13 protein-coding genes are annotated in these 15,991 nt (G+C 61.1%); 2 read left to right on the forward strand and 11 right to left on the reverse strand.

All coding sequences use genetic code 11. From position 1 onward, the window contains the following. Positions 1-182 precede the first annotated feature (182 nt). Complete coding sequence (locus RGV33_RS29755) at positions 183-1,463, reverse strand: aspartate aminotransferase family protein (protein WP_322147970.1); 1,281 nt, start codon at positions 1,461-1,463, stop codon at positions 183-185. A 209-nt stretch (positions 1,464-1,672) separates the two neighbouring features. Here RGV33_RS29755 and RGV33_RS29760 point away from each other — a divergent pair, with 209 nt between their 5' ends. Next, complete coding sequence (locus RGV33_RS29760; RefSeq protein ID WP_322147971.1) at positions 1,673-2,563, forward strand: LysR family transcriptional regulator; 891 nt, start codon at positions 1,673-1,675, stop codon at positions 2,561-2,563. 226 nt (positions 2,564-2,789) lie between these two features. Here the strand turns inward: RGV33_RS29760 and RGV33_RS29765 are convergent, their stop codons facing one another. The 10 genes from RGV33_RS29765 to bioB form a co-directional block, all read right to left on the reverse strand. After that, positions 2,790-4,568, reverse strand: a complete 1,779-nt coding sequence (locus RGV33_RS29765) for an acyl-CoA dehydrogenase C-terminal domain-containing protein (protein ID WP_322147973.1) — start codon at positions 4,566-4,568, stop codon at positions 2,790-2,792. Between the two features lie 122 nt (positions 4,569-4,690). Next, on the reverse strand, positions 4,691-6,475 hold the full coding sequence (locus RGV33_RS29770) for an acyl-CoA dehydrogenase C-terminal domain-containing protein (RefSeq protein WP_322147974.1): 1,785 nt from the start codon (positions 6,473-6,475) through the stop codon (positions 4,691-4,693). 90 nt (positions 6,476-6,565) lie between these two features. Next, positions 6,566-7,855 carry a GGDEF domain-containing protein gene (locus tag RGV33_RS29775; protein ID WP_322147975.1) on the reverse strand — a complete coding sequence of 430 codons (1,290 nt, stop codon included), beginning with the start codon at positions 7,853-7,855 and terminating at the stop codon, positions 6,566-6,568. Between the two features lie 206 nt (positions 7,856-8,061). Next, positions 8,062-9,867 (reverse strand): phenylacyl-CoA dehydrogenase, encoded by a 1,806-nt coding sequence (locus RGV33_RS29780; RefSeq protein ID WP_322147977.1) that lies wholly within the window; start codon positions 9,865-9,867, stop codon positions 8,062-8,064. A 331-nt stretch (positions 9,868-10,198) separates the two neighbouring features. Further along, positions 10,199-10,480 carry a hypothetical protein gene (locus tag RGV33_RS29785; RefSeq protein ID WP_010167428.1) on the reverse strand — a complete coding sequence of 94 codons (282 nt, stop codon included), beginning with the start codon at positions 10,478-10,480 and terminating at the stop codon, positions 10,199-10,201. 107 nt (positions 10,481-10,587) lie between these two features. Beyond that, positions 10,588-11,268, reverse strand: a complete 681-nt coding sequence (bioD, locus tag RGV33_RS29790) for a dethiobiotin synthase (protein ID WP_322147978.1) — start codon at positions 11,266-11,268, stop codon at positions 10,588-10,590. Then, positions 11,265-12,074, reverse strand: a complete 810-nt coding sequence (bioC, locus tag RGV33_RS29795; RefSeq protein WP_322147979.1) for a malonyl-ACP O-methyltransferase BioC — start codon at positions 12,072-12,074, stop codon at positions 11,265-11,267. Before bioC ends, bioD begins: the two co-directional genes overlap by 4 nt. After that, the gene (locus RGV33_RS29800; RefSeq protein ID WP_322147980.1) at positions 12,067-12,798 is read right to left on the reverse strand and encodes an alpha/beta fold hydrolase; all 732 of its coding nucleotides are present in this window, start codon (positions 12,796-12,798) and stop codon (positions 12,067-12,069) included. The genes bioC and RGV33_RS29800 overlap by 8 nt, the downstream gene beginning before the upstream one ends. After that, positions 12,791-13,969, reverse strand: coding sequence for an 8-amino-7-oxononanoate synthase (bioF, locus tag RGV33_RS29805; protein ID WP_322147981.1), 1,179 nt, complete (start codon positions 13,967-13,969; stop codon positions 12,791-12,793). Before bioF ends, RGV33_RS29800 begins: the two co-directional genes overlap by 8 nt. Positions 13,970-14,063: 94 nt before the next feature. Further along, positions 14,064-15,119, reverse strand: coding sequence for a biotin synthase BioB (bioB, locus tag RGV33_RS29810; RefSeq protein ID WP_003211072.1), 1,056 nt, complete (start codon positions 15,117-15,119; stop codon positions 14,064-14,066). A gap of 90 nt (positions 15,120-15,209) precedes the next feature. On the opposite strand from bioB, the gene RGV33_RS29815 reads away from it, so the two are divergent. After that, entirely contained in the window at positions 15,210-15,947 is a 738-nt protein-coding gene (locus RGV33_RS29815; RefSeq protein WP_322147982.1) for a ComF family protein, read from the forward strand. Positions 15,948-15,991: the final 44 nt, after the last annotated feature.

Raw genomic sequence — 15,991 nt, forward strand, 5'->3', positions numbered from 1 at the left:
TCAGCTCCTGAAAAATCGGCTCGTGTGAGCCGTACAAGCTAATCGACCTTGGGCGTTCGTGAGGGTTCAGTAGGATCTGGCACGGGGCCACCCTCCAATCAGCAGACAAAAAAACGCCCCCAGCCAAAAGAATCAGGCTGGAGGCGCCGCGTATACCGCGAGACGGTTCAGGAAATAAGCGATTAAACGGCAATGCCCTTGCGGCACTGCAGCTGTGCGGTGCGCACCCGGGAAAAGGCCCGTGCCAGGCGTAGGAGCATTTCGTCGACGTTGCTTTTGCTTAACGTAAACGCCGGGGTAAAGCGCAGGCAGTCGGGTTGCGGCGCGCTCAGGACCAGTCCTTCACTCAGCGCCGCCTTTACCACTGCATCTGCCGAATCTTCCGACAGGCTCAGGCCCCACAACAGACCCTGCCCGCGCAGTTCGCCCTGGCCATAGCGATGAGCCAGGCGTGCCAGCCCTTCGCCCAGGTACGCACCCACTTCGCGTATGTGCTCCAGAAATCCATGGCCCAGCACCGTATCGAGCACTGCCACACCCGCAGATGCCATCAACGCGTTGCCATGGTGGGTGCCGTCCAGCTCACCGAGTTCGAAACAACACGCCTTGCCCCGCGCGAGCAGCGCCGCCAGCGGCACACCGCCACCCAACCCCTTGCCCAGGGTGATGATGTCGGCGCGTACGCCATAGTGCTGTTCGGCGAGTAACGTGCCGCAGCGGCCGGTGCCGGTTTGCACCTCGTCGAGGATCAGCAAAATCCCCAGCTCGCGGCACAAGCGCTCGACGCCTTTAAGGTAATGCTCGGTCGCCGGGATGACGCCGGCATCGTTCTGGATCGGCTCGAGCATGATCGCCACGGTTTGCGCGTCAACTGCTGCATGCAATGCGGGCAGGTCGTTGAACGGCACATGACTGAAGCCCGGCAATTGCGGCTCGAAACGGTTTTCACTGGCGGCGGCCGACGCCGACATCGCGGCAAAGCTGCGACCATGGCAACCGTTGCTGGCAGTGATGATCCGATAGGCGCCACCACGATGCAGCTGGCCCCATTTTCGCGCCAGCTTGATCGCCGCTTCACAGGCTTCCGCGCCGCTGTTGAGCAGGTAGGCCTGGTCGCTGCCGGTGCGGTGGCACAGGCGGTCGGCGAGGTTCAGTTGGCCGCGATTGTGCAGGCCGTGGCCGGGGTTGATCAGTAATTGGGCCTGAGCGGCCAACGCCTTGGTCAATACCTGCGGGCTGTGGCCCAGGCTGTTGGCACCGCCACCTTGATTGAAGTCGAGATAGGCGCGGTCTTCGCTGTCCCACAGCCAGGAACCCTGGCCGCGCACGAACACATGGGCCGGGCGGGCCACGCTGGGCATGAGGCAGTCGCCGCAAAGGTCGTCTCGCAGTGACGGCGCTTTCGCGTCGAGGATAAGGTCATCCAGACTGGGGACCGGGCGACGCAGGTTGAACAGGTTCATGGATGAACCTCTTTGGCAACCACACCTTGGTCGGTATCACCGACCAACCCATGGCTGAGGTTTTTTGCCTTGCCTATGCAAACACCGTCAACATAAACCCTACTCATCGCACGTTCCGGCCCTGTAAGCCCTGTGAATAGGCGCTAGACTAGGCGTCTCGGGGCCACCCGGCCATTTCGATTTTCCAGCATTTTCGATAAGCATTACTTATGGATTTCAAGCAACTGCGTTATTTCGTCGCGGTGTATGAAGAGGGCCACGTGGGACGGGCCGCGGAACGTCTGTCGATCTCCCAGCCGGCCTTGTCGCAACAGATTCGCCAGCTCGAACAGAACCTCGATGTGAACCTGTTCGAACGCAGCAGCAAGCGCCTGCTCCCGACCCTCGCCGCCCACACCTTGTACAACCACGCCTTGCCCTTGCTCGACGGCATGCAGCAGGCAGTGGAAGCGCTGCGCAACTTCAAGGGCCAGGCGTTGCGCACTTTGGCCATCGGCGTGCTGCAAACCGTGCACACCAGCCTGGTGCCACAGATGCTCGAACGGGTGCGCAAGGCCCAACCGCATTTGGTGGTGCAGATCTACGAATTGACCGGCATGGAAATCGAACGCCGGCTGCTCAATGGCTCGCTCGACATTGGTATCAGTTACCTGCCGCCGCGCCAGCCCGGGTTGCACGGTGTGCTGCTGTATGAAGATGAACTGAAGGTGGTCATCCCGTCTGATCACCCGTTGCGGGAATTCAAGAAAGTCTCCTTGAAACAAGCCGCCGAGTTACCGATGTTGCTGCTGGGGGAAGAGTTTCAGGTGCGGCAGATATGGCAAGGTCAGCTGGCTAACCTGGGCCGACGCCCACAAGTGCAGGCAGAGTTGAATACGATGGTGGGGATTCTCGACAGCCTGCCACACACCAAACTGGCGACGGTGCTGCCCGGACGCTCTCAGGATGAACACAACAGCAAGGCGTTGCTGTGGAAGCCGTTGAGCGAACCACGGGTGCCGTTGAAAGTAGGGTTGGTGTGCCGCGATGTGCAGCGTCAGCAGGCGACGCTGGAATTGTTGCGCACGCTGCTGGAAGACGTGATGAACGCGCCTGTATGACTTTTTCGCAGGCAAAAGAAAACCCCGCCGAAGCGGGGCTTTGCAGACTGTTTCCCTGACATCCATTTCACTCCGCCTTCCTGGCAGAATCCTACGTGTCCGTGTTGTTGCTTTGCGCTTCCTGCGCGACGTCCATGTGAAGTAGATTATCCGTGGATCCAATTTGGCGATAGAGGACGAATAGCAGCACGTCATGTAAGAGAATGCTTACATGCCCTCCAAGCCCCTAGAACAGTGCTTCATCCAGCAAAAACAGCGATTCACTACCGGCTTTTACCGAAGCGCTGAGGGACGCGATCCGCGGCAGCAAGCGGGCAAAGTAGAAGCGCGCAGTGCCCAGCTTGCTGGCATAGAAGTCTTCCTGAGCCTCTTTGCCCAATGCCGCCTTGGCCATCAGTGCCCACATGTAGGCATAGGCCATGTAGCCGAACGCGTGCAGGTATTCCACGGACGCCGCGCCGATTTCATTCGGATTCGACTTGGCGCGATCGAGCAGCCAGGCGGTCAACTCATCCAGATCATCCACCGCCGCGTTCAGCGGCTTGGTGAACTCGGCCAGTTCGGCGCCAGCGGTGCCGGTGAAGTGGCGGATCTCGTCGGCGAACAGCGTGTAGAACGCCCCGCCACTGCCGACAATCTTGCGTCCCACCAGGTCCAGGGCCTGGATGCCGTTGGTGCCCTCGTAGATCTGGGTGATACGCACATCACGCACCAGTTGTTCCTGGCCCCATTCACGAATGTAGCCGTGGCCGCCAAAAACCTGCTGGCCGTGCACGGTGGTTTCCAGGCCCAGGTCGGTCAGGAACGCCTTGGCCACCGGGGTCAGCAGGGCAACCAGGTCGTCCGCACGTTTACGGGCCGTGGCGTCTTCGCTGAACTTGGCGGTATCGAGCTGCATCGCCACATAGGTGGAGAATGCGCGGCCACCTTCGTTCGAAGCTTTCATGGTCAGCAGCATGCGCCGCACGTCCGGGTGGACGATGATCGGGTCAGCCACCTTGTCCGTGGCTTTAGGGCCGGTGGGCGAACGGCTTTGCAGGCGGTCGCGGGCATACTCGATGGCGTTCTGATAAGAGCGCTCGCCGGAGGCCAGGCCTTGAATACCAACGCCCAGGCGCTCGTAGTTCATCATGGTAAACATTGCGGCCAGGCCACGGTTGGGCTCGCCCACCAGGTAGCCCACAGCTTCGTCGAAGTTCATCACGCACGTCGCGGAAGCCTGGATGCCCATCTTGTGTTCGATGGAGCCACAGGTCACCGGGTTGCGCGCGCCCAGGCTGCCATCGGCATTGACCATGAACTTGGGCACCAGGAACAGCGAGATACCCTTGGGGCCCGCCGGCGCGTCCGGCAGCTTGGCCAGCACCAGGTGGATGATGTTGTCGGTGAGGTCGTGCTCGCCGCCGGTGATGAAGATCTTGGTACCGCTGATCTTGTAGGATCCGTCTGCCTGAGGCTCGGCCTTGGTGCGGATAATCCCCAGGTCGGTGCCCGCATGCGGTTCGGTCAGGCACATCGAACCGGCCCACACACCGGAGTACATATTCGGCAGGTAAGTGGCCTTGAGTTCTTCACTAGCGTGGGTGTTGATCGACACGCAGGCGCCAGAGGTCAGCATCGGGTACAAGCCGAAGGCCAGGCCCGAGGAGTTGATCATCTCTTCAACCTGGGCCGACACGGCCTTGGGCATGCCCATGCCGCCGTAGGCCGGGTCACCACCTACACCCACCCAACCGCCTTCGGCGTAGGTTGTGTAGGCGGCCTTGAAACCGGCCGGGGTAAAGACTGCACCATTCTCCCAGCGGCAACCTTCTTCGTCGCCACCACGACTGAGCGGGGCGACGGTCTTGGAGGTGACTTTGCCGGCTTCCTCGAGGATCGCCTCAACGGTCTCGGCGTCGACGGTATCCGCCAGCGCGGGCAGTTGGGCCCAGAGCTTGGCCACCTCGAAAACTTCGTTGAGGACGAAGCGCATATCGCGCAGCGGCGCTTTGTAGTCAGCCATGGCAAACCTCGTGAGAACTTTAAAGTGATTCGGGCAGTGTCGGTTTTACAGACCCCGAGTGTACCCGAACAACTTTTGAGACACATAGGGTCTGATCGTGACCAATTGGTATTTTACAGTCATTAAAGCGCAAACAGCTCCGCCGGCAGACTCATCAGGCACTCACTCCCCGCCTCCACCGCCGCCCGATGGGTGGCCGTGCGTGGCAACAGGCGCTTGAAGTAGAACTCGCAGGTGGCCAGCTTGGCCCGGTTGTAACCGGCATCACCGCGGGTGCTGTCCAACTGTTGTTGTGCCACCAACGCCATGCGCAGCCACAGGTAGGCCAGGATGATGTAACCGCTGTACATCAGGTAATCCGACGCTGCGGCACCGACTTCGTCCGGGTTTTTCATGGCGGCCATGCCGACCTTTACCGTCAATTCGCCCCACTGCTGGTTCAACTCGTTGAGCTGCGCCACGTGGGCCTTGAGTTGTGGATGTTCGGCGTTGGCTGCGCAGAACTTATGGACGATTTTGGTAAAGCCGCGCAGCAACTTGCCCTGGCTGCCGAGTACTTTTCGCCCAAGCAAGTCCAGCGCCTGGATGCCATTGGTACCTTCATAAATCGGCGCAATCCGGCAATCGCGAACCAGTTGTTCCATGCCCCATTCACGAATGAAACCATGGCCGCCGAACACCTGCATGCCGTGGTTGGTCACCTCCAGCCCGGTCTCGGTCATAAAGGCTTTGCAGATCGGTGTTAGGAAGGCCAACAGGTCTTCGGCCTCCTGGCGCTGCCCCTCATCCGTACTCAAGTGCGCGGCATCGAGCAACTGTGCCGAGAAGTAGGTCAGTGCCCGGTTGCCTTCGTTGAAGGCTTTCATGGTCAACAACATGCGCCGCACATCCGGGTGGACGATGATCGGGTCGGCGGCTTTTTCCGGAGCCTTGGCACCCGTCAGCGAGCGCATCTGCAAGCGGTCGTTGGCGTATTTGATCGCGCCCTGGAAGCTCGCTTCACCCAGGCAAAGGCCCTGCATCCCGGTACCCAGCCGCGCATGGTTCATCATGGTGAACATGCAGTTGAGGCCTTTGTTCGCCTCACCGATCAAAAAGCCCCGTGCGCCATCGAAGTTCAGCACACACGTGGCCGACGCCTTGATGCCCATCTTGTGCTCGATGGCGCCACAGCTCATCGCGTTGCGCTCACCGGAGTCGGCGTGGAATTTAGGCACGATAAACAGCGAAATACCCTTGGTCCCGGCCGGTGCGTCCGGCAGCTTGGCCAGCACCAGGTGGATGATGTTTTCACTCATGTCGTGCTCGCCGGCCGAGATGAATATCTTGCTGCCGGTGATGGCGTAGCTACCGTCTGCCTGAGGCACGGCGCGGGTTTTGATCAGCCCCAGGTCGGTGCCGCAATGGGCTTCGGTCAGGCACATGGTGCCGGTCCACTGGCCGGCGGTGAGTTTGCCCAGGTAGGTGGTTTTCTGCTCCTCGGTGCCGTGGGCGTGGATCGCCGACATCGCACCGTGGGTCAGCCCGGGGTACATGCCCCAGGATGTGTTGCTCGAAGAAATCATCTCCGCGAGCACCAGGCCCAGGGACATGGGCAAGCCTTGCCCGCCGTAGGCCGGGTCTGCCGCCAAACCGTGCCAGCCGCCTTCCACATACTGGGCAAAGGCTTCCTTGAAGCCCTTGGGCGTGGTCACCACACCGTTGTCGAAGTGGCATCCTTCTTCATCGCCGGAGCGGTTCAACGGTGCCAAGACGTTCTCGCAAAACTTCGCGCCTTCTTCGAGGATTGCGCCAACCATGTCCGGGCTGGCGTCGGTGGCACCCAGCGCTGCGTAGTGGCCGTGGAAATCAAAGACGTGATCGATCAAAAAGCGCATGTCGCGCAAGGGAGCTTTATAGTCAGGCATGGCAATGTCTCCGGCAGCAGATGCCTTCAACCTACTGCCGCAGGGCCCACCGGACAATCACTGTAGGGCCGCTGAATACACCACCATCACTCAACCGGCAGCAGTGTCCATACGCACCGCGCCCCGCCGGCTTTGCCCAGCGGCCACCACACAGTTACGCCCGGCGCCCTTGGCGCTGTACAGCGCCTGGTCGGCAGACTTGAGCACTTCTTCGGGCGTGCGCTGCTCGGCCTGGCGCTCGGCCACGCCAATGCTGACGGTCACCGACACACTGGAAGCGCCATTGCCTACACGACGTTGCCGGCCCTGCTGGTCGTCGTGGGGGCGATCGGGGTTACGCAATTTGATGTCGTAGTTGGCGATGATTTCGCGGATATCTTCCAGGTGCGGCAGGCATTCATCCAGGGTCTTGCCGGCGAACACCACGGCAAACTCTTCACCGCCATACCGGTAAGCCCGGCCGCCGCCGTTGACCTTGGACAGCTTGCTGGCCACCAGGCGCAACACCTGGTCGCCCACGTCGTGGCCGTGGGTATCGTTGAAACGCTTGAAGTGATCGACGTCGCCCATGGCCAGCACATAGTTGCGCCCCAGGCGTTGCATGCGCTCATTGAGCGCGCGGCGCCCCGGCAGGCCGGTCAGCTCGTCACGGAAGGCCATTTGATAAGCCTCATGCGCCACACCGGCGGCAATCATCAGCATCACCTGGCTGCACATGATGTTCAGCGTGAACGGCAGGATGAACGTCTGTGGCAACATCCAGAACAACCCCAGCAGCCCTACCAGTTGTGCCGCGTGCAGCGGCCTTGGCTGATACCAGTACTGCGCGGCCAGGGTGACAAAACCAATCAGGAACATCGGGTAGGACAGCTGGATCAGGCTCATCCACCGGCCATGCAAGGCGGGCCAGCGAATCTCCGCCAACCAGCTTAACAACGCCTGGGGAAAACTTTGCTCAAGGGCCAAGGCCACGCTGCCTATTGCGAACAGCACCGCGCAACGTGCGACGAAATCGCGAAACAGGTGGGTTTTTTCCTGCCAGACCGCATAGATGCCGAACAGCAGCGGCAACAACAGGCAACACAGGTGGAACACCACGGCGGCGTCTTCCCGGACACTCCCGTGGTCGCGGTAGTAATCGGTCTGGGTATCCAGCAGGAAATAGACCACGTAGACCGTGAGCATCAGGAACAGCTCGCGCTGGCGGCGGTAGACCGCGCAGTACGAGCCGCCCAGCAGCAACACCAGGGTCGGCAGCACGTTGAACAGCGAGGTGAAGAACACATTGAGATCCTTCACGTACGCAGCCGAGAGCCCCGCCAGCAGCAACAGCAGTGAAGGTAAAAAATGACTGAAACGTACAGCAGACGCGCGCGACAAGGGTAAAGCTCCGACCCACTAAAAAAGATGGCACAGTGCCTTCACTGATCACAGTTAAGCACATTCGATGTGATGCGTATCACATTGCCATCACTTTAACGGCCGCACGGCGCAATCCCTGAGTGCGGTACTGTGGTTTTTTATCGCGCAAAAAAAAACCGCCGCTCCCGAAGGCGCGGCGGCTTTTGCAGTGAACCCGCCGAGGCTTAGTAGCCCAGGTCGAAGTTCTCTTCTTTCATGTCCATCAGGTTGTTGGCGCCCGACAGCATGGTTGCAACGTGGGTGCGGGTACGCGGCAGGATGCGCTGGAAGTAGAAGCGCGCAGTCTGCAGCTTGGCGGTGTAGAAGCCTTCTTCGGTGGTGCCGGCAGCCAGTTTCTCGGCGGCCAGGCGGGCCATGTCGGCCCAGAAGTACGCCAGGCAGGCGTAGCCGGAGTACATCAGGTAATCCACCGAAGCGGCACCGACTTCTTCACGGTCCTTCATGGCCGCCATGCCGACCTTCATGGTCAACTCGCCCCACTCTTTGTTCAGTGCAGCCAACGGTGCAACGAACTCTTGCACGGCTTCGTTACCTTCGTTGGCCTGGCAGAACTTGTGGACGATCTTGGTAAAGCCTTTCAGCGCTTCGCCTTGGGTCATCAACACTTTACGGCCCAGCAGGTCCAAGGCCTGGATGCCGGTGGTGCCTTCGTACAGCATCGAAATGCGGCTGTCGCGAACGTTCTGCTCCATGCCCCACTCAGCGATGAAGCCGTGACCGCCGTAGATTTGCACGCCGTGGTTGGCGGACTCAAAACCGACTTCGGTCATGAACGCCTTGGCGATCGGGGTCATGAACGCCAGCAGTGCGTCAGCCTGTTTCTTGGCTTCGTCGTCGGTGCCGTACTTGACCACGTCAACCTGCTTGGCGGTGAAGTACACCATTGCGCGGTTGCCTTCGGCGAAGGCTTTCATGGTCAGCAGCATGCGGCGCACGTCGGGGTGCACGATGATCGGGTCGGCGGCCTTGTCCGGCGCTTTCGGGCCAGTCAGCGAACGCATTTGCAGGCGGTCACGGGCATATTTGAGGCCGCCCTGGAAGCCGATTTCGGCGTGGGACAGGCCTTGCAGCGCGGTGCCCAAGCGAGCGGTGTTCATAAAGGTGAACATGCAGTTCAGGCCTTTGTTCGCCGGGCCAATCAGGAAACCAGTGGCCGCGTCGAAGTTCATCACGCAGGTGGCGTTGCCGTGGATGCCCATCTTGTGTTCCAGGGAACCACACGACACTGCGTTGCGCTCACCAATTGCACCGTCTGCGTTGGGTACGAACTTTGGAACGATGAACAGCGAAATGCCTTTGGTGCCAGCCGGTGCGTCCGGCAGGCGGGCCAGCACGATGTGGACGATGTTGTCGGCCATGTCGTGTTCACCGGCCGAGATGAAGATCTTGGTGCCCGAAACCTTGTAGGAACCATCAGCCTGAGGCTCGGCCTTGGTACGCAGCATGCCCAGGTCGGTGCCGCAGTGCGGCTCGGTGAGGCACATGGTGCCGGTCCACTCGCCCGACACCAGTTTGGTCAGGTAAGCGTCCTGCTGTTCCGGGGTGCCGTGCTCGGAAATGGTGTTCATCGCGCCATGGGACAGGCCCGGGTACATGCCCCACGACCAGTTGGCTTCGCCGACCATTTCGCTGACCGCCAGGCCCAGGGATTCCGGCAGGCCTTGGCCGCCGTGCGCCACATCGTGCGCCAGGCTCGGCCAGCCGCCTTCAACGAACTGTTTGTAGGCTTCCTTGAAACCGGTAGGGGTCTTAACGCCCGACTCGCTCCAGGTGCAACCTTCGATGTCACCCACGCGGTTCAGCGGTGCCAGTACCTGCTCACAGAACTTGGCGCCTTCTTCGAGAATGGCGTCAACCATGTCCGGGGTAGCGTCCTGGCAAGCCGGCAGGCTCTGATAATGCGCTTCATAGCCAAGCAGTTCGTCACGAACGAAGCGAATATCACGCAAGGGGGCCTTGTAGTCAGGCATAGCGATAAACCTCTGCTGATGTATCTGGGATGAACAACCGCGTGGATGTGTTGTGGCGGTCAAACAGTTGTTTGAAACATACGTTTACGACCAATCCTTGTCAAGCGTCGCGCAAATGCCGTTTGTCATGACGCAGGTCAACGTCAGGCACGGCGAGGCCTGCAGCGAAACGCCGCATGGGGTTGAAAGGGTTTAGAAAGAATTGAGGGTGACGGGGATCAGAGTGGGAGCTGGCTTGCCTGCGATGCAGGCGCCACGGTGCTTCAGGAGGATTGGGGCGACGCTATCGCAGGCAAGCCAGCTTCCACAGAGAAGCTGGCGAGCGCAATTTTCAAGCGTAGGTATCGATCAACGTACCGAGCATTTCGTCGGAAGCCTTGGCCACTTTGGCGCCCAGTTCTACCTGGAACTTGCCTTGGGCCATCTCGACCATATTGCTCGCCGAGTTGCTTGCCTGATTGGCGTCTACCGAACGCAGACGATCATTTTGCGCGTCCGAAGGCTGGGTAGTGGCGGCGCTGGCGATCTTGCCGGCGGCCTGGTCGACACGGTTCTGCCCGGTCTGAATCGCGCTCAGGCCCGAGTAAAACGCACTGCTACCAGAGATTTCCATGGCGTGAACCTGCCTGTTAGAGAATCGTGAACTGTTATTGAAGCAGACATACCGGCAAAACGCCCGTCAAAAACACTAATGGCATAATGCCTTATTGATAGGCAAAACTAGTCAAGCAGGTCCAACTGCAAGTACTCGGCAACCGCTTCGGCGCTGGGGTGCTTGAGCTTCGGCACCCGCCCCAGGCATGGTGCGGGCAGCCGTTCCGCCAGGGTCGCGAGGTTTTCTTCCAGACGAGAGGTCTTGGGGTCGATGATATTCGCCACCCAGCCCGCCAGCGGCAGACCGTCCCGGGCGATGGCTTCGGCGGTCAGTAGCGCATGGCTGATACAGCCCAGCCGCACGCCCACCACCAGGATCACCGGCAGCTTCAGCGCCTGGGCCAGGTCCGACAAGTTGTCCTGATCGGCCAATGGCACGCGCCAACCGCCTGCGCCTTCAATCAGGGTGAAGTCTGCCTGCTTGGCCAGAATATGCTGCATGGGCTTCAACAACGACTGCACCGTCAGCGCCACACCGGCTTCGCGGGCCGCCAGATGCGGTGCGATGGCCGGCTCAAACGCCACCGGGTTGACCTCGGCATAGGTCAAGGGCAACGAACACTCAGCCAGCAACGCCAGGGCATCCGAATTGCGCAGGCCCTTGGGCGTCAGCTGGCAGCCCGAGGCCACCGGCTTGCCCGCCGCGGTGCTCTTGCCGGCTTGCCGCGCGGCATGTAGCAGGCCGGCGGCGACGGTGGTCTTGCCGACGTCGGTGTCGGTCCCCGTGATGAAGTAAGCGGCACTCATAGAGGTTTCTCCAGGACGGCGTACACCACTTGATAGGTCGCCGGCAGGCCCTGGGCCTGGCGGAACTGCTCGTAGGCTTGCACCAGTGCAACAATCCGCGCCCGCCCCGTCAAGCCTCCGGGGCGCCCGGGGTTCAGATTGTGTGCACCCAAGGCTTTCAATTCATGGGTCAGGCTGCGCACGTCGGGGTAGTGCAGCACATGAGGACACTGCTCCAGGCTACGCACCCGCAAGCCACTGGCCGCGCACAGCTGCTCATAAGCACTGAACGGCCGGAAGCGGTTCACGTGAACCATGCCATCCGCCGCGCGCCAGCTTTCGCGCAACTCATCCAGCGTTCCCACACACAGGCTGGCAAATGCCAGCACGCCGCCGGGCTGCAATACCCGCCGCGCTTCGCTGAGTACGGCCGCAAAGTCCGAGCACCACTGCACCGCCAAGCTGGAGTAGATCAGCCCGCAACTGGCGTCCTGCAACGGTAAACGCTCGGCATCGCCGGCGATGAAATACTGCGCACCGCCCATGGGCCGAGCGTGGTTGAGCATGCCCTCGGCGATATCCAGGGCCAAACCCTGGCTGTTGGGAAGTGACTGGCCCAACACACGGCTGAAATAGCCCGTACCGCAGCCCAGGTCCAGCCAGCGCTGTGGCGAAATACCGTCGGGCACACGTCGTAGCAACTCGTGACCCACCGCACGCTGCAACTCGGCAACACTGTCGTAACTGGCGGCTGCGCGGGAAAAGGAGGCTGCCACCTGGCGCTTGTCTGGCAAGCCGCCCGGTAATACATGGGACAAATCAGTCATCACCGCACTCATGCAAAAAAGCCTGGATGGCCCCCGCTACACCGTGGGGGTCCTCCAGTAGAAAAGCGTGACCGGCCTGTTCAATCAGGCCGATTTCAACGTCAGGCAACAAGGCGAACAACTCACTGGCCACTTCAGCCGGAACCAGCCCGTCTAGCCCGGCAAACAGATGCAACTGCGGCCCTTGAAAGTCCACCAACGCCTGACGGGTGTCCAATCGGCCCAACAGTTCCAGACCACTGAGCAAGGTCTGCGCGGTGGTTTTAGGGGCACCCGCCAGCAATAGCCGAGCAAGTGATCGGGGATCGCTGGAACCCCGGGCGCAAAGCAGACTGAAGCGTTTTAACGTCGCAACCGGATCAAGGCGGCAACCGTTAAGAAACGCAATAAAATCCTCTTCGTGCATGCCATGGTCCCAGCGAGACCAGGCCACGAAGCTTGCGTTGCTGGCAAAGGTGAGCAAACCGCAACAATGATCACCGCGCCGGGCGGCCAACTCGGCAGCAAGCATGCCGCCGAGGGACCAACCACCCAGCCAGACGTCTTGGGGCAAGGTCGAATCCAGCTCATCGAGCCACTCTTGAAGGTCGTCCGACTCCACGTCCGGCAACGGTTCGATCTGCACCTGCAAATGCTCATCCAAGCCCTGCAACGCCGCCGCCAACGGTTCCAGCGGCGAAACGCCGAGGCCCCAGCCAGGCAGCAATATCAGTCGATCACGCATGGTCGGGCTCCTGGCCTAACAAGCGGAAACACTCTTCCAATGCGTTTAACAATAGCTGCACCTGGGCTTCGCTGTGGGCCGCCGTCAGGGTCACCCGCAGGCGGGCGCTGCCGGCGGGCACGGTTGGCGGGCGGATCGCAGTTACCATCAGCCCGCGCTCGCGCAGCATCTGCGACAAACGCACGGCACGGGCGCTGTTACCAATCATGATTGGCTGGATCGGCGTGAAACTGTCCATCAACTCCAGACCAATCTGCTCGGCGCCCTGGCGGAACTGGCGGATCAGCCCGTTCAAATGTTCACGTCGCCAATGCTCGGTGCGCAGCAGTTCCAGGCTCTTCAACGTGGCGCAGGCCAGCGCGGGCGGTTGGCTGGTGGTGTAGATGTACGGGCGGGCGAACTGGATCAGGCTTTCGATCAGCTCTTCGCTGCCCGCCACAAATGCGCCGGCGGTACCGAAGGCCTTGCCGAGGGTGCCGACCAGCACCGGCACATCTTCCAGGCTCAAGCCAAAATGCTCGACGATCCCACCACCGTTGGCGCCCAAAGGCCCGAAGCCATGGGCGTCATCCACCATCAGCCACGCACCCTTGGCACGGGCTTCACGGGCCAGCGCCGGCAGGTCAGCCAGGTCGCCGTCCATGCTGAAAACGCCGTCGGTCACAACCAGCGTATTGCCGGTGGCTTTCTCCAGGCGCTTGGCCAGGCTGACGGCGTCGTTGTGCAGATAACGGTTGAAGCGCGCGCCGGAGAGCAAACCGGCATCCAGCAATGAGGCGTGGTTAAGGCGGTCTTCCAGCACCGTATCGCCCTGCCCCACCAGCGCCGTGACGGCTCCGAGGTTGGCCATGTAACCAGTGGTGAACAGCAGCGCCCGCGGGCGCCCGGTGAGGTCGGCCAGGGCCTCTTCCAGTTCATGGTGCGGCGTGCTGTGGCCGATCACCAGATGCGAAGCGCCGCCACCCACGCCCCAGCGAGCCGCGCCCGCGCGCCAGGCTTCAATCACTTGCGGGTGATTGGCCAGGCCCAGGTAATCGTTGTTGCAGAACGCCAGCAACGGCTGGCCGTCGACCACCACTTCAGGGCCTTGCGGGCTCTGCAGCAGTGGACGTTGGCGATACAGGTGTTCGGCACGACGAGCCGCAAGACGCGCGGCGAGATCGAAAGACATGCAGACCTCGGTTAAGCAGGCTGAACGCGGTCAACCCTGTGGGAGCTGGCTTGCCAGCTCCCACACTGGATCGCACTTCGGCAGGAGAAATGGCTTAAACAGCAGCGTTGTAAAACTGCTCGCTGCTCTTCTGTTCCACCAATGCCTGCTCGATCGCCGCCTGGTGCACTTCATCGGCGTGCTCTTCGCGGGCCTCCGGCAAGATGCCCAGGCGCGAGAACAGCTGCATGTCTTTATCCGCCTGCGGGTTGGCGGTGGTCAGCAGTTTGTCGCCGTAGAAAATCGAGTTGGCACCGGCAAAAAACGCCAGGGCCTGCATCTGCTCGTTCATCGCCTCACGCCCGGCCGACAGCCGCACATGGGACTGCGGCATCAGGATGCGCGCCACCGCCAGCATGCGGATGAAGTCGAACGGGTCGATGTCGTCGGCGTTTTCCAGCGGCGTACCGGCCACTTTCACCAGCATGTTGATCGGCACCGATTCCGGATGCTCCGGCAGGTTGGCCAGCTGGATCAGCAGGTTGGCGCGGTCATCAAGGGACTCGCCCATGCCGAGGATGCCGCCAGAGCAGATCTTCATCCCCGAATCACGCACGTATGCCAGGGTTTGCAGGCGCTCGCCATAGGTACGGGTGGTGATGATCGAGCCGTAGAACTCCGGCGACGTATCAAGGTTGTGGTTGTAGTAGTCGAGGCCGGCCTGGGCCAGGGCTTCGGTCTGGTCCTGGTCGAGGCGGCCGAGGGTCATGCAGGTTTCCAGGCCCATGGCCTTCACGCCTTTGACCATTTCCAGCACGTAGGGCATGTCTTTGGCCGATGGATGCTTCCAGGCAGCGCCCATGCAGAAACGTGTCGAGCCGATGGCCTTGGCGCGAGCGGCCTCTTCGAGGACCTTCTGCACCTCCATCAGCTTCTCTTTTTCCAGGCCAGTGTTGTAGTGGCCCGACTGCGGACAATATTTGCAATCTTCCGGGCAAGCGCCGGTCTTGATCGACAGCAGGGTGGAAACCTGGACGCGGTTGGCGTCGAAATGCGCGCGGTGCACGGTCTGCGCCTGAAACAACAGGTCATTGAAGGGCTGCACGAACAGCGCTTTGACTTCGGCTAAAGACCAATCGTGACGCAGGTTGGCAGTGATGCTGGCGCTCATGGGCGATTCCTTGATTATGCTTTGGCAAGCCCTGCAGGGAGTAATACCCACAGGCACGACACGGATGCTCGGCATATTTAAGGAAGATTCATGCACTGTCAACTTGAGAACAAACACGAGGTTTACATCTGGTCAAAAAACAACCAAATCTGTTTAGTCTGCGACGAAAGCAGCGAAACAGCCCATTCCATCTGCAACGTCTGCGAAACCGAGCTGCCCTGGCTGATGGATCACTGTGAAGTATGCGCGCTGCCGCTGCCCATGGCAGGTCTGGTGTGTGGCCAATGCCTCAAGCAACCACCCGCGTTTAAACAGGTGGTTGCACCCTGGTCCTACAGCTTTCCCGTCGACAGCCTGATCAGCCGTTTCAAGCATCAGGCCCGCTGGCCACTGGGGCATTTGCTCGCGCACCTGTTGGGGCAATTCCTGCAACACCGTTATGAAGATGCCGGGCTGGCGCGCCCCGACTGCCTGCTGCCCGTGCCTCTGGCCCGCAAGCGCCTACGAGAACGGGGTTACAACCAGGCGGCAATGCTCGCGCGCTGGTTGAGCAAGGACTTGAACATTCCTTACGATGAACACCTGCTGTTACGGCCTCATGAAACCTTGGCACAGCAGGACCTGGACGCCAAGACCCGCCAGCGCAACCTGCTCCAGGCCTTTGCCTTGACGGACGGCGCCCAGGTTAAAGGCCGCCACCTGGCGCTGGTCGACGACGTACTCACCACCGGCGCCACCGCCAATAGCCTCGCCCGGCTGTTGATGGGCGCCGGTGCCCGCCAGGTCGATGTGTATTGCCTGGCGCGTACGCCCAAGCCGGGCACATGACTTGACTCGGCGGCGCCCTGCCCGCAACGTCTGCCCATTCCCTT

The organism is Pseudomonas sp. Bout1 (assembly GCF_034314165.1).
In the GTDB taxonomy this organism is placed as follows: Bacteria; Pseudomonadota; Gammaproteobacteria; order Pseudomonadales; family Pseudomonadaceae; genus Aquipseudomonas.